Annotated in this window: 23 protein-coding genes and 1 pseudogene; 12 read left to right on the forward strand and 12 right to left on the reverse strand. The window is 65.9% G+C overall.

The features are described 5' to 3' along the window. From ACIBI6_RS37260 to ACIBI6_RS37270, 3 genes and pseudogenes are all read right to left on the reverse strand, one after another. Positions 1 to 235 (reverse strand): annotated as a pseudogene (locus ACIBI6_RS37260) (hypothetical protein); the annotation flags it as partial. 676 nt (positions 236 to 911) lie between these two features. Further along, on the reverse strand, positions 912 to 1,823 hold the full coding sequence (locus tag ACIBI6_RS37265; RefSeq protein WP_364357392.1) for an SDR family oxidoreductase: 912 nt from the start codon (positions 1,821 to 1,823) through the stop codon (positions 912 to 914). A 92-nt stretch (positions 1,824 to 1,915) separates the two neighbouring features. Continuing rightward, positions 1,916 to 2,695 carry an SDR family oxidoreductase gene (locus ACIBI6_RS37270; protein WP_364357395.1) on the reverse strand — a complete coding sequence of 260 codons (780 nt, stop codon included), beginning with the start codon at positions 2,693 to 2,695 and terminating at the stop codon, positions 1,916 to 1,918. A gap of 117 nt (positions 2,696 to 2,812) precedes the next feature. On the opposite strand from ACIBI6_RS37270, the gene ACIBI6_RS37275 reads away from it, so the two are divergent. Genes ACIBI6_RS37275 through ACIBI6_RS37290 form a run of 4 tightly spaced genes read left to right on the forward strand, consistent with a single transcriptional unit; the run spans position 2,813 to position 6,286 of the window. Next, entirely contained in the window at positions 2,813 to 3,586 is a 774-nt protein-coding gene (locus tag ACIBI6_RS37275; protein WP_364357398.1) for an enoyl-CoA hydratase family protein, read from the forward strand. Then, entirely contained in the window at positions 3,586 to 4,470 is an 885-nt protein-coding gene (locus ACIBI6_RS37280) for a CoA transferase subunit A (protein ID WP_396959652.1), read from the forward strand. Before ACIBI6_RS37275 ends, ACIBI6_RS37280 begins: the two co-directional genes overlap by 1 nt. Beyond that, positions 4,467 to 5,225 carry a CoA-transferase gene (locus ACIBI6_RS37285; RefSeq protein WP_364357404.1) on the forward strand — a complete coding sequence of 253 codons (759 nt, stop codon included), beginning with the start codon at positions 4,467 to 4,469 and terminating at the stop codon, positions 5,223 to 5,225. Before ACIBI6_RS37280 ends, ACIBI6_RS37285 begins: the two co-directional genes overlap by 4 nt. Beyond that, positions 5,222 to 6,286 carry a nitronate monooxygenase gene (locus ACIBI6_RS37290; RefSeq protein WP_364357407.1) on the forward strand — a complete coding sequence of 355 codons (1,065 nt, stop codon included), beginning with the start codon at positions 5,222 to 5,224 and terminating at the stop codon, positions 6,284 to 6,286. Before ACIBI6_RS37285 ends, ACIBI6_RS37290 begins: the two co-directional genes overlap by 4 nt. Positions 6,287 to 6,844: 558 nt before the next feature. On the opposite strand, the gene ACIBI6_RS37295 is transcribed toward ACIBI6_RS37290, so the two are convergent. The 5 genes from ACIBI6_RS37295 to ACIBI6_RS37315 all read right to left on the reverse strand — a co-directional run bounded on the left by ACIBI6_RS37295 (position 6,845) and on the right by ACIBI6_RS37315 (position 12,013). After that, positions 6,845 to 8,032 carry an acetyl-CoA C-acetyltransferase gene (locus ACIBI6_RS37295; protein WP_396959655.1) on the reverse strand — a complete coding sequence of 396 codons (1,188 nt, stop codon included), beginning with the start codon at positions 8,030 to 8,032 and terminating at the stop codon, positions 6,845 to 6,847. A gap of 93 nt (positions 8,033 to 8,125) precedes the next feature. Beyond that, positions 8,126 to 8,731 carry a TetR/AcrR family transcriptional regulator gene (locus ACIBI6_RS37300; protein ID WP_364357410.1) on the reverse strand — a complete coding sequence of 202 codons (606 nt, stop codon included), beginning with the start codon at positions 8,729 to 8,731 and terminating at the stop codon, positions 8,126 to 8,128. Between the two features lie 172 nt (positions 8,732 to 8,903). Next, a complete protein-coding gene (locus ACIBI6_RS37305) occupies positions 8,904 to 9,632 on the reverse strand; it encodes a hypothetical protein (protein ID WP_364357413.1) in 729 nt (242 codons plus the stop codon). 459 nt (positions 9,633 to 10,091) lie between these two features. After that, a complete protein-coding gene (locus tag ACIBI6_RS37310; RefSeq protein WP_364359868.1) occupies positions 10,092 to 10,889 on the reverse strand; it encodes an SDR family oxidoreductase in 798 nt (265 codons plus the stop codon). Next, on the reverse strand, positions 10,886 to 12,013 hold the full coding sequence (locus tag ACIBI6_RS37315) for an acyl-CoA dehydrogenase family protein (protein ID WP_364359874.1): 1,128 nt from the start codon (positions 12,011 to 12,013) through the stop codon (positions 10,886 to 10,888). Before ACIBI6_RS37315 ends, ACIBI6_RS37310 begins: the two co-directional genes overlap by 4 nt. Before the next feature lie 238 nt (positions 12,014 to 12,251). On the opposite strand from ACIBI6_RS37315, the gene ACIBI6_RS37320 reads away from it, so the two are divergent. The 7 genes from ACIBI6_RS37320 to ACIBI6_RS37350 all read left to right on the forward strand — a co-directional run bounded on the left by ACIBI6_RS37320 (position 12,252) and on the right by ACIBI6_RS37350 (position 19,342). Beyond that, entirely contained in the window at positions 12,252 to 13,799 is a 1,548-nt protein-coding gene (locus tag ACIBI6_RS37320) for a FadD3 family acyl-CoA ligase (RefSeq protein ID WP_364359865.1), read from the forward strand. Next, positions 13,799 to 14,689 (forward strand): enoyl-CoA hydratase, encoded by an 891-nt coding sequence (locus ACIBI6_RS37325; protein WP_364359862.1) that lies wholly within the window; start codon positions 13,799 to 13,801, stop codon positions 14,687 to 14,689. Before ACIBI6_RS37320 ends, ACIBI6_RS37325 begins: the two co-directional genes overlap by 1 nt. Then, positions 14,689 to 15,894, forward strand: a complete 1,206-nt coding sequence (locus ACIBI6_RS37330; protein WP_364359859.1) for an acyl-CoA dehydrogenase family protein — start codon at positions 14,689 to 14,691, stop codon at positions 15,892 to 15,894. Before ACIBI6_RS37325 ends, ACIBI6_RS37330 begins: the two co-directional genes overlap by 1 nt. After that, complete coding sequence (locus ACIBI6_RS37335; protein WP_396959659.1) at positions 15,891 to 16,922, forward strand: acyl-CoA dehydrogenase family protein; 1,032 nt, start codon at positions 15,891 to 15,893, stop codon at positions 16,920 to 16,922. Before ACIBI6_RS37330 ends, ACIBI6_RS37335 begins: the two co-directional genes overlap by 4 nt. A gap of 20 nt (positions 16,923 to 16,942) precedes the next feature. Beyond that, on the forward strand, positions 16,943 to 18,019 hold the full coding sequence (locus ACIBI6_RS37340) for an acyl-CoA dehydrogenase family protein (RefSeq protein ID WP_364359871.1): 1,077 nt from the start codon (positions 16,943 to 16,945) through the stop codon (positions 18,017 to 18,019). Between the two features lie 82 nt (positions 18,020 to 18,101). Beyond that, positions 18,102 to 18,551: a MarR family transcriptional regulator gene (locus ACIBI6_RS37345; protein ID WP_364359853.1), complete on the forward strand. Its 450-nt coding sequence runs from the start codon at positions 18,102 to 18,104 to the stop codon at positions 18,549 to 18,551. Between the two features lie 38 nt (positions 18,552 to 18,589). After that, positions 18,590 to 19,342, forward strand: coding sequence for a DUF427 domain-containing protein (locus ACIBI6_RS37350; RefSeq protein ID WP_364359850.1), 753 nt, complete (start codon positions 18,590 to 18,592; stop codon positions 19,340 to 19,342). Between the two features lie 12 nt (positions 19,343 to 19,354). Here ACIBI6_RS37350 and ACIBI6_RS37355 read toward each other — a convergent pair whose 3' ends face one another. Together ACIBI6_RS37355 and ACIBI6_RS37360 are read right to left on the reverse strand one after the other, a co-directional pair. Continuing rightward, positions 19,355 to 19,630 carry a VapC toxin family PIN domain ribonuclease gene (locus tag ACIBI6_RS37355; protein WP_364359847.1) on the reverse strand — a complete coding sequence of 92 codons (276 nt, stop codon included), beginning with the start codon at positions 19,628 to 19,630 and terminating at the stop codon, positions 19,355 to 19,357. Between the two features lie 10 nt (positions 19,631 to 19,640). After that, entirely contained in the window at positions 19,641 to 20,561 is a 921-nt protein-coding gene (locus tag ACIBI6_RS37360) for an AraC family transcriptional regulator (protein WP_364359844.1), read from the reverse strand. Positions 20,562 to 20,655: 94 nt separating this feature from the next. On the opposite strand from ACIBI6_RS37360, the gene ACIBI6_RS37365 reads away from it, so the two are divergent. Then, positions 20,656 to 21,690, forward strand: coding sequence for a saccharopine dehydrogenase NADP-binding domain-containing protein (locus ACIBI6_RS37365; RefSeq protein ID WP_396959663.1), 1,035 nt, complete (start codon positions 20,656 to 20,658; stop codon positions 21,688 to 21,690). Between the two features lie 57 nt (positions 21,691 to 21,747). Here ACIBI6_RS37365 and ACIBI6_RS37370 read toward each other — a convergent pair whose 3' ends face one another. Next, a complete protein-coding gene (locus ACIBI6_RS37370; protein WP_364359838.1) occupies positions 21,748 to 24,360 on the reverse strand; it encodes a LuxR C-terminal-related transcriptional regulator in 2,613 nt (870 codons plus the stop codon). 81 nt (positions 24,361 to 24,441) lie between these two features. Continuing rightward, positions 24,442 to 25,731, reverse strand: coding sequence for an adenylosuccinate synthase (locus ACIBI6_RS37375; RefSeq protein ID WP_364359835.1), 1,290 nt, complete (start codon positions 25,729 to 25,731; stop codon positions 24,442 to 24,444). Positions 25,732 to 26,396 lie beyond the last annotated feature (665 nt).

The raw sequence follows: 26,396 nt of genomic DNA on the forward strand, positions 1-26,396 counted from the left end.
TTCCGGCGGCCGCTGAGCCGACGGCGGCGGAACCGGTACCGAGGATGGTGGCGACACCGGCCGAGCCGGTGCCGAGGAGTGCGCTGAGCAGACCGGTGACACCGACCGCGGCGGAACCGGCCGCTGCCGAACCCGCGGCCGAGCCGGGACCGGCGGCCGGATTCGCACCGGCTGCGGCGTCGGTCGGATCCACCGGCGAACTGACGCTCGACTGGCCCGGAATCGCCAGCGGCATCCAGAACTCGCCGTTCGAATCCGGCCTCGGACTATTCGGGTCCGTGCACTGCGGACAGGTACCCGCGGGCTGCGCCTCGGCTGAAACCCCGCCGAGTAGCACAAAGCCGGCGACAGTCGCAAGTACTGCAACCACGCGCGACGTGCGACCAACGGCCATGCGCCAGCCTTCCCTCATCGAAATAGCGCAGATCTCTTGCCCGGTCGCAACACTCCAGTTCCGGGACTTCAACGGATGGGAGCCCATAGTAAACCTCAGCCCAAATCAGCGCAGTGGCTCGGGCCACGCCGGGTATTCGACACGCCCGACAGGCCTTACGCCCGTTCTCGGTCGACCGGCCCAATCATATGTTCGGAGGTCCGGCTGCAATCCCGAACATATTTTCGCGTTGATCCCCTACCTCCGCCTGCACTAAACGGGCAGACCAGTACGTATGCCGATGCCGAGAAGACGTGAAAAAGACGTGCCCGCAGTGGAACCCGCGTCGGTCCGGCCGCCCGTGACGTCGCCACAGACCGCAGCTGGGCACCCCGCGACCAGAACACGAATCGAGGGACACGCCGACGTGCCCTAGCCGGAGAGCAGACTAGTACGGCAGTACCGTTCTGTGTGAGGTGAAGCAACCGCCGAGCGGCCTTTACAACAGCCGCCCAGCGGTGCCGGAACTATTCAGCGCTCAGGCGCCGTACACCGCCTCCGGCGGAACGGACTTCGCGATCAGATCGGCGACCACCGGGCCGAGTTCGGCGGGATTCCAGCGGGCGCCGCGGTCCACGGCGGTGCCGTGGCGCCAGCCGTCGGCCAGCGCGACCTTGCCACCCTCGACCTCGAACATCCGGCCGGTGACGGCCGCGGATTGTGAACTGCCGAGCCAGACCACGATCGGCGAGACATTCTCGGGAGCCATCGCGTCGAAGCCGTCCTCGGGGGCGGCCATGGTCTCGGCGAAGACGGTTTCGGTCATGCGCGTGCGGGCGGAGGGCGCGATGGCATTGACGGTGACGCCGTAGCGCGCGAATTCGGCCGAAGCGGTGAGGGTCAGGCCCGCGATACCCGCCTTGGCGGCACCGTAATTGCTCTGACCGACACTGCCCTGCAGACCCGCGCCGGAGCTGGTGTTGATGATGCGGGCATCGACCGGGCGGCCCGCCTTGGACTCACCGCGCCAGTACTCGATCGCATGACGCATGGTCGCGAAGTGGCCCTTGAGATGGACCCGGATCACCGCGTCCCACTCGTCCTCGCCCAGGTTCACCAACATGCGGTCGCGCACGAAACCGGCATTGTTGACCAGCACATCCAGGCCGCCGAAGGTATCGACGGCCTGGCGGATGAGATTGCGGGCGCCGTCCCAGTCCGCGACGTCGTCACCGTTGGCGACGGCCTCGCCACCGAGCGCCTTGATCTCGGCGACGACCTGTTCGGCGGGCGTCTCGCCGGTCGCCGCCCCGTCCAGCGCGGAGCCGAGGTCATTGACGACTACCCGGGCTCCGGCGGCGGCGAAGGCGAGCGCGTGCGCCCGGCCGATACCGCGGCCGGCGCCGGTGACGATGACAATGCGCCCCGCGCAGATCTGCTCGCTGTCCATAACCTATTGTGTCCTCTTCGTTTTCGGATTCGATTGTGCAGGCCAGAGCGGTCTGCTCGGCGGTGTCGTTTCGAGCGACCTGCAAGCAGTCGCTAGTGGCCGTTCGCATTCGAGGCCGCGAGGAATGCCGGGCGCTCACCGCCGCCGTGCACCAGCAGCGTCGCGCCGCTGACATATCCGGCCAGCGATGAGGTCAGGAATGCGGCGCAGCGGCCGATGTCCTCGGGGCAGGCCATCCGACCGAGCGGGATGGTCGCGCCGACGGCGTCGATACCGTCTTGATCGCCGTAGTGCAATTCGCTCAGTTCGGTGACGACCGGGCCCACGACCAGTGAATTCACCCGAACCTTCGGCGCCCATTCGACCGCGAGTGAGGAGGTCAGGCTGTCGATGCCCGCCTTGGCCGCGCCGTAGGCGGCGGTGCCCGGCGACGGTCGATGCCCGCTCACGCTGGACACCATCACAATGGAGCCGCCGCCCGGCTGCGCCTGCATCACGGCATTGGCGGCCTGCGAGACCAGCAGGGGTGCAAGCAGATTCAGCTCGATGATCTTGCTGTGGAAGTTCTTGCTGGCATCGGCGGCGAGGGCGAACGGGGCGCCGCCCGCATTATTGACCAGGTGATCGAGGCGGCCGTGCCGCGCGACGATCGCATCGACCAATCCCTGCACGGCATCGGCATCGCGCACATCGCAGGGCAGGTATTCGATCTCCCGCCCCTCGTGTTCCACCGACTCTTCACCGGGTCGTCGCGCGCATGCCACGACGGTCGCTCCAGCAGCCAAGAAGGCCCTGCTGACGCCCGCGCCCACCCCGCGCACACCGCCGGTGACCAGGACGACGTTGCCGGTGAGGTCTATTTCGAGTGCCACCGTGCTAACCTACCAAGCAACTGCTTGCTTTGCCACCCCGTAGCGACTGCTTGCAGGTCGCTCGAAAAATCAGCGCCGAGGTTATCGGCCTACCCCGGCACACAGATGGGACATGCGATGGGGATCAACCGTCACTCCGAATCAACCGGCATCACCGTGGTCACGGTCGACTACCCGCCGGTCAACGCCATACCGTCCGACGGCTGGTTCGCGCTGGCGGATGAGATCCGCGCGGCCGGGCGCGATCCGGAAACCAAGGTGGTGGTTCTGCGCGCCGAGAACCGCGGGTTCAATGCCGGTGTCGATATCAAGGAGATGCAGCGCACCCCGGGCCATCAGGCGCTGATCGACGCCAATCACGGCTGTTTCGAGGCCTTCGCGGCCGTCTACGACTGCCCGGTGCCGGTGATCGCCGCGGTGCAGGGCTTCTGCCTCGGCGGCGGCATCGGTCTGGTCGGCAACGCCGATATCGTAATCGCCTCGGATGACGCGACTTTCGGGCTGCCCGAGGTCGACCGCGGTGCGCTCGGTGCGGCCACCCATCTGTCCCGTCTGGTGCCGCAGCATCTGATGCGCGCGCTGTTCTATACCGCGAGCACCATCACCGCACAGCAGTTGCAGCACTTCGGCTCGGTGTACCAGGTGGTGCCGCGCGCCGAACTCGACGCCGCCGCACTGGAGGTCGCCAAGAACATCGCGGCCAAGGACAGCCGGGTCATCCGGGCGGCCAAGCGCGCGCTCAATGGCATCGATGTGCAGGACGTGCACCGCAGCTACCGCTACGAACAGGGCTTCACCTTCGAACTGAATCTGGCCGGTGTCGCGGATGAGATCCGTGCGCGGTTCGACGACGATCTGGCCGCACGCAAGGAAGAGAGCAAGGAAAACTGATGCGGGACAAGCGAATGTCGCTCGACGAGGTCGTGGGCGAGCTGCGCAGCGGTATGACCATCGGCATCGGCGGCTGGGGCTCGCGGCGTAAGCCGATGGCGCTGGTGCGGGCCATCCTGCGCTCGGATATCACCGATCTGACCGTGGTCAGTTACGGCGGACCCGATCTCGGTCTGCTGTGTTCGGCGGGCAAGGTGCGCAAGGCGTATTACGGCTTCGTCTCGCTGGATTCGCCACCGTTCTACGATCCGTGGTTCGCCAAGGCACGCACCTCCGGTGCATTGGTGGCGCGCGAGATGGACGAGGGCATGTTGAAGTGCGGGCTGGAGGCGGCGGCCGCGCGACTGCCGTTCCTGCCGATCCGCGCCGGACTCGGATCCGATGTCGTCAATTTCTGGGATGGCGAGCTGAAGACCGTCGCATCGCCGTATCCGGACGGCGACGGACGAACCGAAACGCTGATCGCGATGCCCGCACTGAATCTCGATGCGGCGCTTGTGCATTTGAATATCGGCGATAAGCACGGCAATGCGGCCTACACCGGTGTCGATCCGTATTTCGATGACCTGTACTGCCTGGCCGCCGAGCGTCGCTACGTATCGGTGGAGCGGGTGGTGGAGACCGAGGAGCTGGTGAAAGCCGTTCCACTGCAGTCGTTATTGCTCAACCGGCTGCTGGTCGACGGTGTGGTCGAGGCGCCCGGCGGCGCGCACTTCACCCTGGCCGCCGATAGCTACGGCCGCGACGAGAAGTTCCAGAAGCATTATGTGGAGTCGGCCAAGACGCCGGAGTCCTGGCAGCAGTTCGTCGACAGATATCTGGCGGTCTCCGAGGACGAATATCAGGCCGCCGTTCGCGAGTTCGCACAGGAGGTGTCGAAGTGACGACAACCGAAACCATTACGCGGGCTGAGATCTGCGCCATCGCCTGCGCCGAGATCTTCAGCGGCGCCGGGGAAATCATGGCCTCGCCGATGTCGCCCATGACGATCATCGGCGCGCGGCTGGCCAAGTTGACCACCGAACCGGATCTGCTGCTCTCCGATGGCGAGGCGCTGTTGTTCGCCGACACTCCCCCGTTGGGCGGTAAGGCGCCGATCGAGGGGTGGATTCCATTCCGCAAGGTCTTCGATGTGGTCGCCTCCGGTCGGCGCCATGTGGTGATGGGGGCCAATCAGCTCGATCGGTTCGGCAATCAGAACCTGTCGGCATTCGGTCCGTTGCAGCAGCCGACCCGGCAGATGTTCGGTTCGCGCGGTGCGCCGGGCAACACCATCAATCATCCGACCAGCTACTGGGTCTCGCGGCATACGCGTCGGGTGTTCGTCGATCAGGTGGATATCGTCTCCGGCGTCGGCTACGACAAGGTCGATCCGGCCAATCCGGCGTATCGGTTCCACCACCTGCACCGGGTGGTCACCAATCTGGGCGTCTTCGATTTCGGGGGGCCAGACCACACGATGCGGGCACGCAGTCTGCATCCGGGCGTCACGGCCGATGAGGTCGCCGAGAACACCTCGTTCGAGATCGCCGGACTGGCGGAGGCTGGTCAGACTCGCCTGCCGTCCGCGGAAGAGCTGCGGTTGATCCGGGATGTGCTCGATCCCAAGAAGGTTCGGGAATCCGAGGTGCCGTCATGAGCGCTCTGCGGACACCGCTGACCGAGTTGGTCGGCATCGAACATCCGATCGTGCAGACCGGTATGGGCTGGGTGGCCGGGCCGAGTCTGGTGTCGGCGACCGCCGAGGCCGGTGGACTCGGGATTCTGGCCTCGGCCACCATGACATTCGCCGATTTGGAAGCCGCGATCGCGAAGACGAAGGCGCATACCGACAAGCCGTTCGGCGTGAATATCCGCGCGGACGCCACGGATGCGCCCGAGCGGATCGATCTGTTGATCCGGGAGAAGGTGGCCGTCGCGTCCTTCGCGTTGGCACCGAAGCAGGAACTCATCGCCAAGCTGAAAGATGCCGGTGTGGTGGTTATTCCATCGATCGGCGCGGCCAAGCACGCGGTGAAAGTCGCGTCCTGGGGTGCCGATGCGGTGATCGTGCAGGGCGGCGAGGGCGGTGGGCATACCGGTCCGGTGGCGACCACGCTGCTGCTGCCGTCGGTGCTGGATGCTGTCGATATTCCGGTTGTCGCGGCGGGTGGATTCTTCGACGGACGTGGTCTGGCCGCCGCATTGGCCTATGGCGCGGCGGGTGTCGCGATGGGGACACGCTTCCTGTTGACCAAGGAGAGCACCGTGCCCGACGCGGTCAAGCAGGAGTATTTGAAGCGGCAACTGCAGGACACCGTGGTCTCGCTCAAGGTCGACGGTATGCCGCACCGGGTGCTGAATACCGAACTCGTTGATCGCCTGGAACATTCGGGGCGCTGGCGGGGGCTGGCCGCAGCCGTCTCCAATGCGGCGAAGTTCAAGGGTATGACCGGTATGAAGTGGTCGACCATGGTCCGCGACGGGCTGGCCATGCGAAAGGCCAAGGATCTCAGCTGGTCTCAGGTCGTCATGGCCGCCAATACCCCGATGCTGCTGCGCGCCGGGCTCGTCGAGGGCAATACTCACGCGGGCGTACTCGCCGCTGGCCAGGTCACCGGCATCATCGACGACCTGCCCACCTGTAAGGAACTCATCGACCGCATCGTCGCCGACGCCGTCACGCGGATCGACAGCATTGCCGCGCTGACCGCGGGCTGACGCGTTTCGCGCGGCCTGCGGAGGTTGTCGCGTTCGGGTTCATTGGGCTGCGGTGGGTCCTGTTGTCCTGCATTGACATCTCGGAATTCGGCTGTCCCGGGATGGTTTGCCGTCCCGGGGTTTACCCGGGCCGTGCTGGGCACGTCGTGTGCCGTATCCGGCTTAGTTCCCGGAGTTCGTGCACACAGGCCCACAGCCTCCGGCCCAGTCGGCCAGCTGTGATTGCGTTCTCGAGCGCTACGAGGCGGGTCAAAGGTTGTTGCATCTGGGGATTCGAGCAACCTTTTGACTCGCCTTGATGGGCTGAACAGTCATTTGGCTCGCCTCGATGAGGCGGGGCGTACGGGGGCGTGCCCGATCGGTGTCGTGGGTTCTCAAATGGTGGGCGCGGCTTGGTATTACAACCACCATTCAACTGCTCCTCAATGGAGCTAGCCACCTGACCCGCAACGATGAGGCAGGGCCGCTGGGCTTGCCGGATGGTGTCGAGGGCAGCCGAATGGTTGTTGTGGCATGTGTTGCCAGCCGCCATTCGACTACCGTCGATGGAGTGGACTGCTAGCTGAGGCGTTCGATGATGGTGACGTTAGCGGTGCCGCCGCCCTCGCAGATGGTGAGCAGGCCGTAGCGGCCGTTGCGGCGTTCCAGCTCGTTCAGCAGGGTGGCGAAAAGCTTTGCGCCGGTGGCGCCGAGCGGATGGCCGAGGGCGATCGCACCACCGTTGACGTTCACCTTCTCCGGGTCCGCACCGGTCTCGCGCAGCCAGGCGAGCACGACCGGGGCGAAAGCCTCGTTGATCTCGACGACATCGATATCGTCGATGGTCAGACCGGTCTTCTCCAGCGCCCACTTGGTGGCCGGAATCGGGCCGGTGAGCATCATGATCGGGTCGGCGCCGCGGGCGCTCACGTGGTGGATGCGGGCGCGCGGGCGCAATCCGTATTCCGCGACAGCCCATTCGGAGGCGAGCAGGGTCGCGCTCGCGCCGTCGGAGATCTGGCTGGCGATCGCGGCGGTCAGCGTGCTGCCCTCGACGAGAACAGGCAGCGACGCCATTTTCTCGAGCGAGGTCTCGCGTGGACCCTGGTCGATCCAGAAATCACCGACCGGCACGATCTCGCCGTCGAAGCGGCCGTTCTTGATGGCATCGCGAGCGCGCTCATGGCTGCGCAATGCCCAGCGCTCCATCTCTTCTCGGCTGATATCCCACTTGTCGGCGATCAGCTGCGCGCCGTTGAACTGTGAAACCTCGGCGGTGCCATAGCGATGGTCCCAGCCGTGCGCACCGACGAAGGGTGCGTCGAAACCATATTCCTTGCCGGCCAACATGGCTGCCGAGATCGGGATGGCGCTCATATTCTGCACACCACCTGCGACGATCACCTCGGCGGTGCCGCTCATAATCGCCTGCGCACCGAAATTGATGGCCTGCTGGGAAGATCCGCACTGCCGGTCGACAGTGACACCCGGAACTTCCTCCGGATAACCGGCGGCCAGCCACATCGTGCGGCCGATATTGCCCGCCTGCGGACCGATATTGTCCACACAGCCGACGATCACATCGTCGACCACCGCCGGATCGATGGGGTTGCGATCCAGCAGCCCACGCAATGCGGCCGCGCCGAGATCGGCCGGATGCACCGCGGCCAGTGCGCCATTGCGCTTGCCGACCGGGGTGCGCACCGCGTCGATCACATAGGCATCCCGCAGCGGGGCGTACGGGCGGCGAGCGGATGGTGCTGACATGGAGAACTCCTACTTGGTGTTGCCCGGCGGCAGCGACGGGCCCGGAGGCGGTAGCTCGCGTAACCACGGAGGGTCCACGACCGCCGAGATCGACTAAGGCACGGTTAGACCGTCGAGCACGATGGTCAGGTACTGCTTGGCGAGGTTCTCGACGGTGATCGAGCCGCCGGGCTCGTACCACCGCACCGCAACCCACACCGTGTCCCGGAGGAACCGGTAGGCCAATTCGACGTCGAGTTCCGGCCGGAAGCTGCCGTCCTCGACGCCGTTGGTCAACACCCGGTGCCACAGCTCGCGGAATTCGCGGTTGTAGTCGGCGATATAGGTGAACCGCTCCGAATCACGCAGGCGCTTGGCCTCGGCCTGATAGATCGCCACCGCGGCGTGCGAACGGTCGAATGATTCGTAGGACGCGATCACCAAGGCTTCCAAGGTATCTCGCGAACTGAGCCCGGCGGTCACGATCTCCCGATACCGCCCGAACAGATCGTCGAGGAAGCCGCGCAGGATCTCGTCGACCATCGACTCCTTGGAATCGAAGTGGTGATACAGGCTCCCCGATAGAATCCCGGCCGCATCGGCGATATCACGCACGGTGGTCGCACGCAGTCCGCGCTCGGCGAACAGTTGGGCCGCCAGTGCGAGCAATTCATTGCGCCGTGCTGATTTCGAGGCGTCTGGTGCGGTCACACGGCTCATAATACAACCAAGCATTTGCTTGGTCTAGCGGCGGCTGGTCCGCCTCCCCGAATCTTCAGGCGCCAGACTCGACCTCCGCGAGACCAGCACTGGCGAGCAGCGGTATTCAGTGGAGTTCAGTTAGCCCGACGACTCACCCCATGTGCTAGCCAAATCAGTCCTTCGGGAGGCATCAGCGCATCGAATAGCGCAGTGGTGAAGACACCGACAGGTCCGCCAGCAGTCGATCGCAGATGACGACCGGGGAAACGCCCGCCCGCGCCATCCGCGCCACCAGCGCGAGTCTGCGTTCACAGCTGTCCCATTCGACGGTCAGCGGGCCGCGATCCGGGCCCGCGTCGACAGTGGCCATGACACGCGGTGGACCGAAGGGGACCTGCTCCTCGATGAGTTTGAGGATCATGCCGCGCTGCCAGGCCCGGTAGGTATCCATATCCGCGCCGACGACAAGCTTGTCCGTGGCCGCGCACAGGCCCTGGGCGATCTCGTCGGCGAGTGCCCCGCGATCGAAGCGGTACTTGCGGCATTTGCGAATGACGTCGAGCAGATCCGCTCGCACCTCACACAACAGCGCCGTCTGCCGCCGCCGTCTACGGTCCTGCTCGGATCCGAGCAATGCGGCACCGAGCCCGATGCGGCAGGCACGTTCGTAATCGCGCGCCATATCGGCACGCAACGCACCGCGCGGATCGCGAGCGACCTCGGATTCGTCGATCGCGTATTGCTCGAGAATCTGAGCGGCCCGGGTCGCGGTCGTGCGCTCAGAGGTGTGGTTCATGAGTTCGGCACCGAAGGTAAGCGCGGCGAGCACCATGCTGTCCAGCCGTCGCCTGGCCAGCACGACTTCGCGCACCAATTCGAGTTCCAGTTGTTCGCGGGCCTGTGGGCGATCCAGCCCCATAGCCATCGCCCCTTAGGGAAGTACGAGATTCGGCCACCCCCAGCATTGCACACCCGGACACCCTGCGTCCCGGCCTTTTTACCTGATCAGGCTGTGTTTGATGGCCGCGCCTGCGGCGCGGCGGGTTCGCGGCCCCCGGGTGTCTCGCGTCCGAGCCGTCGAGACTCGCGCCTGCGGCGCATGCGCTTCGACGACTCGGACGCGAGACGGGCCGCGAACAGTCGCTCGTAACACCCGCTCCGCGGACATCACCTCGAACAGACAAGTCGACACCCCATGCACCACCACCCGACACTCGCGCGGGCCGCGCTTCGACGACTCGGACGCGAGACGGGCCGCGAACAGTCGCTCGTAACACCCGCTCCGCGGGCATCGCCTCGAGCGGACAGGTCGACACTCCATGTACCGCCCACCGGCCGACACTCGCGGGGCGCGCTTGGACGACTCGGCTGAGGCTGATCAGGCGCGCTGGCTACTGACCGACACCACTTCGCCGGTGAGGTAGGTGGTGTAGTCACTGGCCAGCATGGCGATGGTGGCGGCGACTTCCCAGGGTTCGGCGGCGCGGCCGAAGGCTTCGCGCTCGGAGAGGCGATCGAGCAGTTCGGTCGAGCTGACCTTGTCCAGGAAGGCGTGCCTGGCGATGCTCGGGGCGACGGCATTGATTCGGACGCCGAGTTCGGCGGCCTCGACGGCGCTGCAGCGGGTCAGGGCCATGACGCCGGCCTTGGCGGCGGCGTAGTGGGCCTGGCCGTATTGCGCCCGCCAGCCGAGCACGCTGGCGTTATTGACGATGACGCCGCCGTGGCCCGCATCCCGGAAGTAGCCGAGCGCGGCGCGGGTGCAGCGGAAGGTGCCGTTGAGGGTGATGTCCAGCACGCGGTCCCACTGCTCGTCGGTCATATCGACGACCGGGGTCTCGCCGCCGAGTCCAGCATTGTTGACCATGATGTCGATGCGACCCAAAGCGGTTGCGGCACCACGAATCAATTCGTTGACCTGTTCGGTGCTCTGCACATCGCACGCGATCGAGGCGACCCGGCGCTCGGGGAATTCGGCCTTCAGCTCGACCTCGGTTTCGGTGAGACGCCGCTCATGCCAGTCGGATACGACGACATCGGCGCCCTCCGCGAGCAACCGGCGCGCGGTGGCGGAGCCGATGCCGGTGCCCGCCGCGGCGGTGATCACGGCATTGCGTCCGGTCAGCAGGCCGTGCCCCGGAATAGGCTGCGGCGCAATAGAAAGCGGTCCGTTCATGGGCGAGCCTCCCGCGGAAGGCCGAGCACGCGCTCGGAGATGATATTGCGCTGCACTTCGTTCGAACCTCCGTAGATCGTGTCGGCGCGGGTGAACAGATACAGCCGCTGCCATTCGTTGAGATCGTGCTCATCGGCCACCAGACCGGCGGGACCGAGCACGGCCATGGCCAATTCGCCGAGGCCCCGATGCCAATTGGCCCACAACAGCTTCGAAACCGAGGCCTGGCCGCCGTCGTCGGCGGTGCTGTCCTGCATGGTGCGCAGCGCGTGGGCGCGCAGGACGCGCAGGCCGACCCATGCCTTATCGATGCGATCGGCGATCAATGGATCGTCGGCCGCGCCGGTGCGACGGGCCAATGCTTCGATGTCGGCCAGTTCGCGGGCGAATCGGATCTGCTGGCCGAGCGTGGAGATACCGCGCTCGAAGGTGAGCGTGCCCATGGCGATGCGCCAACCGTCACCGGGTTCGCCGACGACCAGGTCCGCGGCGGTGCGGGCATTGTCGAAGAAGACCTCGTTGAATTCCGAGGTGCCGGTCAGCTGGATGATCGGACGGACCTCGATACCCGGCTGATGCATCGGAACCAGCAGGTAGGACAGGCCTTTGTGCCGGGTCGAACCCTTTTCGGTGCGTGCGACGACGAAGCACCAGTCGGCCACATGGGCCAGCGAGGTCCAGATCTTCTGGCCGTTGACGGACCATTCATCACCATCGAGCTGGGCGCTGGTGGTGATGGCCGCCAGGTCCGAGCCCGCACCGGGTTCGGAATAGCCCTGGCACCACAGCTCGGTCACATTCCGGACGCCCGGCAGGAACCGTTCCTTCTGCGCCTGGGTGCCGAAGGCCAATACCGTCGGGCCGAGCAATTCCTCACCGACGTGGGAAACCCGGGCCGGCGCATTCGCTTTGGCGTACTCCTCATGGAAGATCACCTGCTGGCGCACCGAGGCCTCGCGCCCGCCCCACTCCTTGGGCCAGCCGAGGCAGGTCCATCCGGCGGCGGCTAGATGCCGGTCCCAGGCGAGGCGTTCCTCGAAGGCCTCGTGTTCGCGGCCGGGCCCGCCGAGTCCGCGTAGCGCACGGAACTCGCCATCGAGGTTCTCGGCCAGCCACTCGCGCACTTCTGCGGAAAACCGCGCGTCCTGTGCGGCAGGATTGTCTGCACCGTCCTGCCCTGCGCTTTTCCCGGCCCCCTGCCCTGCGGGCCCACCCGCCGTGGGCCCGCCCCCCTTGTCGGAATCTGATGCCTGGATCGCAACCACGCCGGTAGGATAACCTACCAAGCACTTGCTTTGTTAGAGCCAAACCGCTTTTATCGAGCAAAGGCAGCAAAAGACCCCGCCAACGGTGAGGACACCCGTGACAACCCCTGCACAAACGACACCCATGGCACTGCACGATGCCGCGCGCACCTTCGGCACCGCGCCCGCCCTCGGCGACGGCGAGGTGCGGCTGGATTGGGCGCAGTTGCTCACGGCGGTGCAGGAGGTGGCGCGGGCGCTCATCGCGCGCGGTGTGCAGTCGGGTGACCGGGTCGCCATGTGGTCACCGAATACCTACCACTGGGTGATCGCGGCACTGGGCGCCCACTACGCGGGCGCGGCACTGGTGCCATTGAATACCCGCTACGTCGCGGATGAGGCCGCCGACGTACTGGAGCGGGTCGAGGCCAAGGCGCTGTTCATTGCCGGAACCTTCCTCGGCCGGGATCGGTTGGCCGAATTGCGTGCCGCCGCACCGGAATTGCATATCGATACGGTGGTGGTCATTCCGGTCGAGTCGGATACCGCCGATCCCAGCGCGCTGAACTGGTCGCAGCTGGCGGGACTAGCCGAATCTGTCCCGCTGGCCGATGCGGTGCAGCGCGCCGAAGGCGTCGACCCCGAGGATATTTCCGACATCCTGTTCACCTCTGGCACCACCGGACGCAGCAAGGGCACGTTGGTCGCGCATCGGCAGGCACTGTCGGTGGTGCGGGCCTGGGCCGAATGCACCACCCTCAACAGCTCCGATCGGTATCTGGTGGTGAGCCCGTTCTTCCACAACTTCGGTTACAAGGCGGGCATTCTCGCGTGCCTGGCGACCGGCGCGGCGATCATTCCGCAGGCGACCTTCGATGTGCCGGTGACCATGCGATTGGTCGGCGAAGAGAAAATCACGGTACTGCCCGGACCGCCGACCATCTACCAGACGATCCTGGACTTCCCGGACCGGGATAACTACGACCTGAGCACATTGCGGGTCGCCGTAACCGGCGCCGCGACCGTACCCGTGGTGCTGGTCGAGCGCATGCGTTCGGAACTCGACTTCGACGTCGTCATCACCGGCTACGGACTGTCCGAGGCCTCCGGATTCGGCACCATGTGCCGCGCGGACGACGATGCCGCGACCATCGCGGGCACCTGCGGCCGCCCGATCGCCGATTTCGAACTGCGGCTGAGCGAGCAGGGCGAGGTGCTGCTGCGCGGCCCGAATGTCATGCTCGGCTACCTCAACGATCCGGAAAGCACCACCGAAACCATCGATACCGACGGCTGGCTGCACACCGGTGATATCGGCACGATCGACGAGCGCGGCTATCTGAAGATCACCGATCGACTCAAGGACATGTACATCTCCGGCGGGTTCAATGTGTATCCGGCGGAGGTGGAACAGGCGCTGGCCCGGCTCGACGGGGTTGCCGAATCGGCAATCGTCGGGGTGCCGGATACCCGAATGGGCGAGGTGGGCAAGGCATTTGTGGTGCGCAAGCCGGGCGCGGCGCTGACCGAGGAGCAGGTGCTCGCACATGCGAGCACGGTGCTGGCGAATTTCAAGGTGCCGCGGTTCATCGAATTCCGGGACCAATTGCCCTATAGCGCGGCCGGGAAAGTGCTGAAACGTGAGCTACGTGAGGAGAAGTCGTAATGTCCGAGATCCCCTATGAGCCGGACGTGGTCACGTATGAACGGCGGGGTCGAGTCGCCATCGTGACGCTCAACCGGCCCGACTACCGCAATGCGCAGAACTCGGTGATGACCTACGCCATCGACGCCGCCTTCGAGCGTGCGGTCGAGGATCCCGAGGTCGGCGTAATCGTCCTGGCGGGCAATGGAAAACACTTCAGCGCCGGGCACGATATCGGCACTCCCGGCCGTGATCACCATGTGCGCTACCAGAACAAGGCCGCACTCTGGTGGGATCACGTCGACAAGGTCGGCGGTGACCAGCGCTTCGCGCGCGAGCTCGAGGTGTACCTCGGCATGTGCCGGCGCTGGCGGGAAATTCCGAAGCCGACCATTGCCATGGTGCAGGGCGCCTGCATCGCGGGCGGGCTCATGCTGGCCTGGGTCTGCGATCTGATCATCGCCTCCGATGACGCCTTCTTCTCCGATCCCGTTGTGCGCATGGGCATTCCGGGCGTGGAGTACTTCGCGCACCCGTGGGTGATGGGCCCGCGCGCGGCGAAGGAGTTCCTGTTCACCGGGGACCGCTTCGATGCGGCGCAGGCCAAGGAATGGGGCATGGTCAATCGCGTCGTAGCGCGCGACCAGCTCGAAACCGAAACCCTCGCACTGGCCGAAAAGATCGCCACCATGCCGCAATTCGGGCTCGCGCTGACCAAGAAGGCGGTCAATCAGGCCGAGGATCTGATGGGGATGCGGGCGGGTATGGATTCGGTATTCGGCCTGCACCACTTCGCGCATGCGCACAATGCCGAGGTCGGCGCGGATTCGCTCGGCGGTATGAACGCAAAGTCGATGAAGGCCGATGCGACGACCGCGGCCTCGACGTCCGAGCAGAACGGGACAACGTAGTGGATCTGGATCTCGATCAGGCGACACAGGAATTCCAGCGCGAAGTTCGCGAATTTCTCGCCGCCAACAAACCCGCGAAACCGCTGCCTTCGATGGATACCGAGGCCGGGTTCGAGGCGCATCGCGAATGGGAGCGCACACTCGCCGAGGCGCGGCTGTCGGTCGTCGCCTGGCCGCAGGAGTACGGCGGACGCGATGCCTCGCTGCTGGAGTGGGTGCTCTTCGAGCAAGAGTATTACGCCGCGGCGGCGCCGGGGCGGGTCAGCCAGAACGGCATATTCCTGCTGGCACCAACGCTTTTCGAACATGGAACGCCGGAGCAGCTGGAACGGATCATGCCGCGGATGGCGCGCGGTGACGATATCTGGGCGCAGGCCTGGTCCGAGCCGGAGGCGGGCAGCGATCTGGCCGGTATCCGCTCGACCGCGCGGCGCACCAGCGGCGGCTGGCTGCTGAGCGGCCAGAAGACCTGGAGTTCGCGAGCATCATTCGCGGATTGGGCATTCGGGCTGTTCCGCAGCGATCCCGACGCGGCGGATGCGGGGCCCTCCATGGTTACGCAGGCTGCCGCCTCCGAGCCTGACCGCAGCCGCCGGGGTCGGCATCGCGGACTCACCTATGTGATGTTCCCGCTGTCCGCGGATGGTATTTCCGTGCGGCCGATTCCGCAGTTGGATGGGGAGCCGGGATTCGCGGAAATCTTCCTCGACGATGTCTTCGTACCGGATCGCGATGTGATCGGCGCACCCGGCGACGGCTGGCGGGTCGCGATGAGCACGTCGAGCAACGAGCGTGGACTGTCGCTGCGGTCCCCTGGACGCTTCAGCGCCACCGCGCAGCGCCTCGTCGATCTCTGGCTCGACACCGGCGACCGAACCAATACCGCACAGCGAGATGCGGTGGTGGACGCCTGGATCGGCAGCGAGGCCTATCGGCTGCACACCTTCGGCACGGTCACCCGGTTGAACGAGGGCGGCAAGCTGGGCGCGGAATCCTCGATCACCAAGGTGTTCTGGTCCGAACTGGATATCGCCATGCACGAGACCGCGCTGGAGGTACTCGGTGGTGCCGCCGAGCGGTCCGGGCCGTGGACCGACGGCTACCTGTTCTCGCTGTCCGGCCCGATCTATGCCGGTACCAATGAGATTCAGCGCAATATCATCGCCGAGCGGCTGCTCGGACTACCGAGAGGGAGCAGCCGATGAGATTCGCGCTCAGCCAGGAACAACTCGACTTCGGCACCAGCCTGCGCAAACTGCTCGATGCCGGACGGACTCCCGCCGCCGTACGCAACTGGGCCGCGGGCGATCCCCGGCCCGGGCGTGGGCTCATCCGGCAGCTGGCCGGTGCGGGTGCGCTCGGTCTCGCCGTCGAGGAGCGGCACGGCGGTGTCGGTGCGGAGCCGATCGATCTGGTCGTCGCATTCCAGGAAATCGGCCGCGCCGCCGCACCCGGTCCGCTGGTCGAGACGGCGGCCGCGATACCCGCTCTGCTGCAAGCCCTTCCGAATACCGAATTGGCCGGACGCTGGCTGCCCGGGTTCACGGAGGGTGCTGTGCTCGGCACGTTGGCATTCACTTCACCCGATCACGGCACGGTCGCATTGGATGCGGATGCCGCCGAGGTGGTGCTGATCGCCGACGGTAATCAGCTCCGCACCGGACATCGCGCGGGGCTGGTGCGATCAGTCGATCCGGCGCGGCGACTGTTCGTCATCGAATCCGATGCTGTTGTCGCCGAGGGTCAGCAGGTGCTCGAGGCCGTTGCGGCCGCCTTCGATACCGGTGCGCTGGCCAATGCGGCGCAGCTGCTCGGTGCTGGACGGGCACTACTGGCTGCGGCGACGGAATATGCCAAGCAGCGCAAGCAGTTCGGTAAGCCGATCGGCGAATTCCAGGCCGTGAAGCAGAAGTTGGCCGATGTGCTGATCGGGCTGGATCTGGCCGAACCGCTGCTCTACCGGGCGGCATTGACAATGGGTGAAGCCACGCGCGGTCGCGATGTTTCGGCTGCCGTGATCGCCTGCGGTGATGCGGCTTATCGGGCGGCTCGGGCTGCCCTGCAGGTGCACGGCGCGATCGGGTACACCGCCGAGTACGACCTGTCGCTGTGGTTGACCAGGGTGATAGCGCTCCGGTCGGCCTGGGGCACAACGGATCTGCATCGTTCCCGAATTGCCCGCGCGCTGCGCGATGAGGCTGTGCGGGACCGGGCTTTGCGAGGTATGAAATGAGCGCATCGCGTAGCGTTTCGATGGGGGGCGGTCGGGCGACGGGTGGGCCCACCACCGAACACCAGGAATTCGTCGCTTCGGTCCGGGCGCTGCTCACCAAGCATGCCGGATCCGCCGCGGTACGCGCGGCAATGGATACCGAACTCGGCTACGACGAGAAGCTGTGGCGGCTGTTGTGCGAGCAGGTCGGCGTGGCGGCGCTTGCGATTCCGGAGGAATACGGCGGGTTCGGTGCCAGCCTGGTCGAATCCCTGCTGGTGGTAACCGAATTGGGGCGCACGCTGGCCGGGGTGCCAATGCTCGGTTCAGCCGTGCTCGGTGCGCAGGCGGTGCTGTTGTCCGGCGACCGTGCGGCGTGTGAGCGGCTGCTGCCCGAAGTTGCCGAAGGTACTCGCACGCTCGCGGTGTGCTGGGCGGGCACCGGTGGTTGGGCCGAGCCGGGTGTGCGTTCCGAAAACGGAACGCTTTCCGGCACAGCACATTACGTGCTCGATGGGTTGCATGCCGACACCCTTCTCGTTGTGACTTCTGACGGCCTGTTCGAGGTCGAGTCGGGTGCCGCGGGCGTGACGCGTCGCGCGGTCGCGACCATGGATCCCACTCGCAAGCTGGCCGAAATCACGTTTGCGACGGTTCCGGCGCGGCGGCTCGGTTCGGCGGATCCGGCGCTCATCGTCCGCCTGCATGAAATCGCTTGGGCCGCAGTGGCTGCTGAACAGGTCGGTGCCGCGGAACGGTGTCTGGAGATGACGGTCGAGTACGCCAAGTCCCGGGTGCAGTTCGGACGGCCGATCGGCAGTTTCCAGGCGCTCAAGCACCGCATGGCGGATATGTATGTGCTGGTGGAATCGGCCAAATCCGCGTCCTATGCGGCAACGGTCGCCGTGGCGGAGCAGAGCTCGTCGGCCGCGGAGGATGTCTGGGCGGCGCGGACGCACTGTTCGGAGACGTTCACGACCATCGTGGCCGAGATGGTGCAGTTGCACGGCGGCATCGCCATTACCTGGGAACATGACGCGCATTTGTTCTTCAAGCGCGCGCACGGTGATGCGCAGTTGTTCGGGCAACCGCACAGGCCGCTGCCACAACCCGCCTGATATCCCCGCTCCGCTACCGACCGCGCACACCCTGGCCATAGATAGTTAGCGTATGTAATAATATTGTGTGCAGCGGGCTCAGGTGGCAACAGCAGATGACATCGTGGTCAACCTCCTCGTCACCGCGGGCCGGCTGACCCGGCTGGCCGGGGTGATCAGCGGCGACGACCTGCCGCGAGCCGTGCTGCGCGCACTTGCGGTGCTCGACGAACACGGCGCGGTGCGCGTCAGCGAATTCGCTCGCATCGATCGATGTTCACAGCCGGCGGCAACGGCGCTGATCGGCAAGCTCGTCGCGGATGGATACGCCTCCCGACGCAAGGATCCGGATGATTCCCGGGCCGTCGTCGTCGAGCTCACCCTGGCCGGACGCACTCGTTTGACACATGCCCGCGGCGCCTTCGGCGAGGCGATGGCGGCGAAGCTCACCGGTTTCGATATCGAACGGTTGGCCCGGATGGAAAGCGATATGAAGGAACTGCTGGAGGCACTGAAGAAGTCGGTGCCGCGGCATCTGTCCACGTCGCGATAGCCGATTCGACTGGTCGGACCGGAGTACGGTCGGAGAGTATGACCGATGAGAAGCGTGGCCGAGTCAAGGTAGCGACCAGCCAGAAGCGAGTCCGGGTCTACCTCGGCGGCCAGTTGGTCGCCGACACCGTCCGTCCGGTCCTGGTCTGGGAGAGTCCGCACTACCCGACCTACTATCTGCCCGTCGCGGATCTGCACGCGAAACTCGAGCCGAACGGCACCAGCGCGAAATCCCCGAGCCGTGGCACCGCGACCGGCTACGACGTGATCGTCGACGGCACCACCGCTGCTGGAGCCGCCGTTCGCTACCACGACTCCCCGTTCACCGAACTGAACGACTTGGTGCGCCTGGACTGGAACGCCATGGACGAATGGTTCGAAGAGGACGAGCCGGTCTACGTCCACCCGCGCGATCCGTACACCCGCGTCGACATCCTCGCCAGCTCCCGCCATATCCGCGTCGAGATCGACGGCACCACCGTCGCCGACTCGCACTCCCCGCGCATCCTCTTCGAAACCGGCCTCCCGGCAAGGTATTACCTCCCCCTGACCGATGTCCGCCAAGACCTACTGAAGCCCTCCGGCACCCACACCAGCTGCCCCTACAAGGGCACCGCCGACTACTGGACCGTCCACATCGACGGCAAGGACTACCCGGACATCGTCTGGGGCTACCGCACCCCACTGCCGGAAAGCCAGAAGATCGCGGGCCTGGCCTGCTTCTACAACGAAAAGGTCGACATCTACCTGGACGGCGAACTCCAAGACCGCCCGAACACCCCGTTCAGCTGACCGCTTGCCGCATCAGATCGCGACAATATCGAGCATGCTCTCGAGCCCACGGAAATCCTTACCGTTGCGCGTGTAGAGCGGCAGCCCGCGGGCCGACGCTATCGCCGCAATCAGCAGGTCCATCCTGCGCGGTTCGGGATCTCGCTTCGCCGCAATGGTCAACGCCACCAAAGTGCCGTACCGCGTAGCTGCGTCCGCGTCGAACGGCAGCGGATCGAAGTCCACCCGTAGCACAACGGCCAGCGTTCGCCAGTCCTGGCGTGCGGCAACCACCGTGGGTGTGAGCAAACTCGGCTGATCAGACCGCGATCAGTGGAGGCTGGTCCTCGGCGCGGCGGTATTGGCCAGGAGCTTGGCCGTATTCGCGTTTGAAGGCCTTGGCGAAGGCGAATTCTGAGGTGTAGCCGACCTTACGGGCGATGGTGCCGAGCGGGCTGTCGGTGTCGCGGAGCAGGCGGGCGGCGGTGAGCATGCGCCAGCGGGTGACGTAGGCCAACGGCGGTTCGCCGACCGTGGCGGTGAAGCGGCGGGCCAGGGTGGCTCGGGAGACGCCCGCGATATCGCTGAGGTCGGGGACCGTCCAGGTGCGAGCCGGCGCCTCGTGCACGGCGCGCAGCGCGGCCGCGACCGCCGGATCGGCGAAGGCGCCCGCCCAACCGGTGGCGGGTTCGCCGACGGCCTGCTCGTCGAACCAGGCGCGCAGCATGAACAGGAGCAGGGTCTCCAGAATGGCGGGCACGGCGGCATCGCTGCCCTGTTTCGGCTCGGCGACCTCTGCGGCGAGCAGGTCGACGGCGGCTCGCAAGGACGGGTGACGACCGGGACGTGCTGGCAGATGGATGAATTCGGGAAGTTCGTCGAGCAGCGGGTGGCTGCGTTGCCTGCCGAGTTCATATGCGCCACAGAGCAGGGCGGTACGCGCACCTGGTCCGGTGATCTCGCGCGGCTCCCCCGGTTGCGCCTTCTCGGTGACCGCACTGTCCAGGCGGTCGAGTAAGTCGTGGTCGGCACCGCGCGGCATGAAAAGAACGTCGCCGACACCGAGCGCGATGGGCTCACCGCCGGTCGGCACCGCCACGCACGAACCCTGCAGCACCACATGGAAACCCGCGCCGGGGACGACCGGATAGGCGCGGCCCCACGGCGCGTGCCGGATGAACAGGCCGGAGGTCGGGTTGCCGGTGCGGATGGCGGCGATGGTTTCGCTGAGGATGTCCACCTGATCACCATACTCTCCGCAGTGAGCGTTTCAGACATCACCCAGCGCGGATCAGCCATTCATTTACGCACATATGATCCATAATGTCGTACTCATGACAACGACGAAGATTGCCGTCTACGGCGCGACCGGCCACACCGGCAGCTACCTGCTCACCGAATTACACCGGCGCGGGATTGACCCGATCCTGGTCGGCCGCAGTGCCTCTCGAATGCGGGCGGCGGCCGAGGCAGCCGGGGTCCCGGACGCCGAGATCCGAGTCGCGACACTCACCGATCACGACGCCCTGGTCGCCGCCTTCACCGGCGCGGACGCCGTCATCAGCAGCCTGTCCGCGTATGTGCACAATGGCGAGCCGGTACTCGCGGCAGCCATCGCGGCCGGGGCGCACTACACCGATCTGTCCGGCGAACAGCTTTTCCTGAAGCGGGTTTTCGACGAGTACGGTGCGAAGGCCGAGGCCGCGGGCGTCACGGTGATCCCCGGTATCACCGATAACAATGTGGCGGGCGACTTGCTCGCCCACCTGACCGCGCGCCGACTGACCGGACCGGTCGAGATCGTGCTCAGCCATCTGAGCAAGAGCGGTGGCAACGGTTCCAAGGGCAGCGCGAAAACGGTCTTCGCCAGCCTCGACTGGTTCCGCGGCGGCGGCTGGCACTTCCAGGACGGCGAACTGCGCACCGGCACCGCCGCCCGGCACGCCGAGATGACATTCCCCGGCCACACCGCGGCCACGACCGTCACGAAATTCCCGCAGCCGCCGGTGATCACTATCCCCAGACACACCGATGTGTCGTACGTGGAAGGCGTCCTGGACATCGCCATCCACGACCTCCTTGGCTCATTCACCGAGGAAATCATCGAATCGCTCCCTGCCGAGCCGAGCTCCGACCTCCGCTACGACGTGGTCGTGGATGCCTATGACACCAACGGGCATTCGGCCCGTGGTGTCGTCAGCGGCGTCGACTCCTACCGCGATTCAGCTTTGGAAGCGGTAGAAATCGCAGTGCGCCTGGCCGACGGAACAACCAAGCCCGGCACCTTGTCCGTAGCCGAAGCCTTCGATGCCGAAGAACTCCTCGATGCCCTCGTCCGCTTCGACATCACCTGGCGCATCACTGAATAACGCCGCCGTGATTCAAACAAGCGTCCGCACCGAAGACCGACCGGCAGCCCGCGGAAGTCAGCTCGCTCCCCCGCCGGAGGATTCGCCGCGCATCAGCGCCCCGAGTGACTCGCGGTCGGTGACGTCCATCTTGATGCAGGCTCGGTAGAGGTGCCCCTCGACCGTGCGGACGGAAACGGTGAGGCGATCGGCGATTTGACGGTTGGACAGCCCTGCCGCAACAAGATTCGCGATTTCACGTTCACGGGAGGTCAGTGGCAGGGGCTGAGCCGCTTGACGCAGAGCTGGCGTGCTCGCACCACCGCACGCCGCGGCGAGACGGTTTGCGGTGGCGGCGGATTCGAGCAGGCGACGGCGGTCACCGGCGCGTTCATGGGCGGATGCGGCCTGGGCGGCGGCATCGGCGGCCGAGAGCATGGCGCCGATGCGCTCGAATTCGGCTGCGGCCGCGTCCAGTCCGGGTCCGTCGTGCGCGGCGAGTGCCACCGCGTGACGGGCCTGGACCTGCACCAGGCTCCCGTCGACCCGGGCGGCCAGGTCGGCGAGTCGCCCTGCCACGGCATGGTCGCCGAAGCGTGCGGCGGTATGCAGTGCCATGGCCTCGATGGCGTGCTGATGTGCGCGCGCCGCAGCGTCGGCGGCGCCCATGGCCAATCGGATGGCGGGGGTGACGGTGCCCTCCGCGGCGGCCGCGCAGGCGCGCGCGAGTTCCAACTGCGGGTCGTAGACCGCGCTGTGCCTGCCACCGCGAGCGGCCGCCTCGGCAATGGATTCGGCCGCCTCCGCCGGTCGGCCGAGCGCCGAATATGCCTCGGCCAGACGGATTCTCGCCGGAATATGCCAGGCGGCGGCGCCCTCGGCGGTGAGCGCGGCCAGTGCCTGTTCGAGATGTTCGATACCGTCCAGGAAGCGGCCCTGCGCCACGTCGACGCTGCCCTGCAAGATCTTCGACATGCCCCACGCCAGGTACTGGCCCGGTGCCGAATAGCCGAAATACCCTGTGGCACGACGGCGTGCGGCCTCGAGATCACCGGTGCAAATCAGCGCGAGCACCTCGGCATGGGTCGAGATGAACCGGTTGAGTCCATCGATATGCGACTCCACCTGATGCCCGCGGGCCGCGTACTGACGCGCTGCCTCACCCTTACCCATCAGCGCCAGCGCCAGGCCGCCGCCGAAGGCCGCCCACCAAACCGCCCACGGCGGTGCGCCTTCGGTCTCCATCACCGACTCGGCCCCGGAAAACGCGTCCTCGAGCAGATTTTCGTGGACCGCACACGCCGCGGCCAAGCCCTCGAAGGTGGCAATGATCTTCGGATGCTGCACCTTGCCACGCAGCATTGCGAGCACCTCGTCGGCACGCTCGGCATCACCCATGGCCCAGAACAGATTCGAGACCCGGGTGCTGCCCCAGCGGCCCAGTTGGACCTCGTTCATCTGATCCGGGTCGAAGCTGGCGAGGGTGCGCTCGGCCTCGATGCGATGGCCCTGCCACAGCAGCGCCCGAGCCAGCAGATCCGCGGCCTCCACCCCGCCGCGACGTTCCACGGCGGCCCTGGCGAAACGCTCACCGAGCGGCAGATTGGCCAGCCCGATCGCATCGGCGGCGGCCGCCTCGAAGAGTTCGAGATCGGCGGATTTATCACTGTCCAAAGCCAATTCGGCCAACCGGATGCGGTCCGGCGCGGAATTGATCGGCCGTTCCCTGAGCGAGGAGTACAGCCGACCGCGCAGCCGCCGGGCCGAGGCGATGCCGAGCCGGCGCCGGATGACCTCACCGAACAGCGGATGGTTGTAGCGCACGATCAACTGGTGGGTGTTCTCGACAACCCTGATCAGTCCGCGGGTTTCGGCGGCCTCCACGGCCTCCTCGCCCGCCAGTTCGGAGAGCACGTCGAGATCGATTGGCTCGCAGAAGGTGAGCAGTTCGAGCACCCGCAGCACCGGTTCGGGCAGCTGCTCCACCCGATCCTCCAGTAGCGCAGCCAATTCCGAGGTCACCGCAGCCCGGCCGCGTAGCTGCCAGACGCCGTTCACCTGACGCAGCGAGCCCGCCTCCAGCGCGCCCTCCACCAAATGCCGGAGGAACAGAGCGTTTCCGCCGGAGGACTCCCACATCAGGTTGGCGGTGAAGCCCTCCAACTGCCCGCCGAGCATCGACTCGACCAGATCGACGCTCTGCTGCTGGGTGAACGGAGTGAGGTCGATGCGCAGCAGATGGCCGTCTTTCCATAGCGAGGTGACCGCATCTGGCACCTGCACCCCGCTGCGCACGGTCGCGACGATATGGGCGGCCTTATCGATGGCCAGCTGCAACAGCAGTGTGGCCGAGAGCTGATCGAGCAGATGCGCATCGTCGACACCGATGATCGCGTGCCCGTCGGCGAGCAGCGCCTCGCGCGCGGCGGACATGAATGTCACCGGATCGTGCGCCGTATAAACGCCGACCATATGGGCGAATACGCCCAATGGGATGCTGCGGGCCGATTCCGTACCCGCCACCCACCGGACATTGCCGCCTACCGCGGCCGTCGCCTGTCTCGCCAGCGTCGTCTTCCCGACTCCGGCGTCGCCCGTCAATACCGCACCGACATATTCAGTTCCGGTGAGTGCCGCGCGGATCGCTTCGAACTCGGTCTCGCGCTCGATAATCGGCCAGTTCCGAGCCATAGCTCTTACTGTAGTTCGTCACGGATCATGATCGAGGACAACGAACCATGAACGGCCGCACCAGCTCAGCTGTTTCGGCCGCTAACCGAGTACGTCGTGGCGGACAATGGTCTGGTCACGCCCCGGTCCGACGCCGATACAGGAGATGCGGGCGCCGGACAACTCCTCCAGGCGCAAGACATAGGCCTGGGCGTTGGCAGGCAATTCCTCGAACGTCTTCACATGTGAAATGTCTTCCCACCAACCGGGCATCTCTTCGTAAATCGGCTTGGCGTGGTGGAATTCGGTCTGTGTGGTCGGCATCTGCTCGACCCGCTTGCCGTCGATTTCGTAGGCGACGCAGATCGGCACCCGCTCCAGACTCGACAAGACGTCCAGTTTGGTGAGGAAGTAGTCGGTGACCCCGTTGACCCGGGTCGCGTAGCGCGCGATGACCGCATCGAACCAGCCGCAGCGGCGGGCCCGGCCGGTGGTCACGCCGACCTCACCACCCTGCTTGGCCAGGAATTCGCCGAAATTGTCGAATAGTTCGGTCGGGAACGGACCCGAACCGACGCGGGTGGTGTAGCACTTCAGGATGCCGAGCACGGTCGTGATCTTGTTCGGTCCGACGCCCGCGCCGACCGCCGCACCGCCCGAGGTCGGGTTGGACGAAGTCACATACGGATAGGTGCCGTGGTCCACATCGAGCAGTGTGCCCTGCGACCCCTCCAGCAGGACGGTCTCGCCGCGCTCCAGCGCCAGATTCAGTTCCAGGCGGGTATCGGCGATGCGGTGCTTGAAACTGTCTGCCTGTCCGAGGACCTCATCCACCACCTGCTGCGGGTCCAACGCGCGCCGGTTGTAGATCTTCACCAGGACCTGGTTCTTGAACTCCAGGGCCGCCTCGACCTTCTGGGTCAGGATCTTCTCGTCGAGCACATCGGCAACGCGCACGCCGACGCGGGCGACCTTGTCCTGATAGCACGGACCGATGCCGCGACCTGTGGTGCCGATTTTCTTATTGCCGAGGAAGCGTTCTGTGACCTTATCGATGGCCACGTGGTACGGCATGATCAAGTGCGCGTCGGCCGAGAGCAGCAGGCCGGAGGTGTCGACGCCGCGCTCCTCCAGTCCGGCCAGCTCTGCGAGCAGGACGCCGGGATCGACCACGACACCATTGCCGATTACGTTCGTCACGCCCGGCGTGAGAATCCCGGACGGGATCAGATGCAGTGCGAACTTGTCCCCATTGGGCAGAACGACCGTGTGGCCGGCGTTATTGCCGCCTTGGTACCGGACCACCCACTGCAACCTGCCACCGAGCAGATCGGTCGCTTTGCCCTTACCCTCGTCGCCCCATTGGGCGCCGATCAGGACGATTGCCGGCATGGTCGTGTCTCCTACGGTTCGACGCGCAACACTCGTGTGCTGCAGCTACCTGCCGTATCGAGGCGGTGGCCGGAAGCACAGTCTACCCAACGCCCAACCGGGTCCTGCGTCCGTCTGGATCGCAGCGAGGGTTGCCCACTCACAGTCCACCACGGAGTAAGCCTTACGAGCGACCGTTCGCGGCCCGTCTCGCGTCCGAGCCGTCGAAGCGCATACAACAAAGTCGCGAGTCTCGACCATCCAGCACCCGCGCACACCAACTGCCGAACGCCCCACCATCACCAACCACCACGGAACGAGTCTTACGAGCGACCGTTCGCGGCCCCTCTCGCGTCCGAGCCGTCGAAGCGCAGGCAACGAAGTTCGAGACTCGACCATCCAGCACCCGCGCACCGGGTGCCGAACGCCCCGCATCACCAACCTCAACGAAGCAAGTCTTACGAGCGACACATTCGCGGCCCCTCTCACGTCCGAGCCACCGAAGCGCAGGCAACGAAGTCACGGGACTCGACCATCCAGCACCCGCGCACCGGGTGCCGAACGCCCCGCATCACCAACCTCAACGAAGCAAGTCTTACGAGCGACCCATTCGCGGCCCCTCTCACGTCCGAGCCACCGAAGCGCAGGCAACGACGTCGCGAGACTCGACCATCCAGCACCCGCGC

Origin of the sequence: Nocardia sp. NPDC050412 (assembly GCF_044458825.1) — a bacterium.
Lineage (GTDB): Bacteria > Actinomycetota > Actinomycetes > Mycobacteriales > Mycobacteriaceae > Nocardia.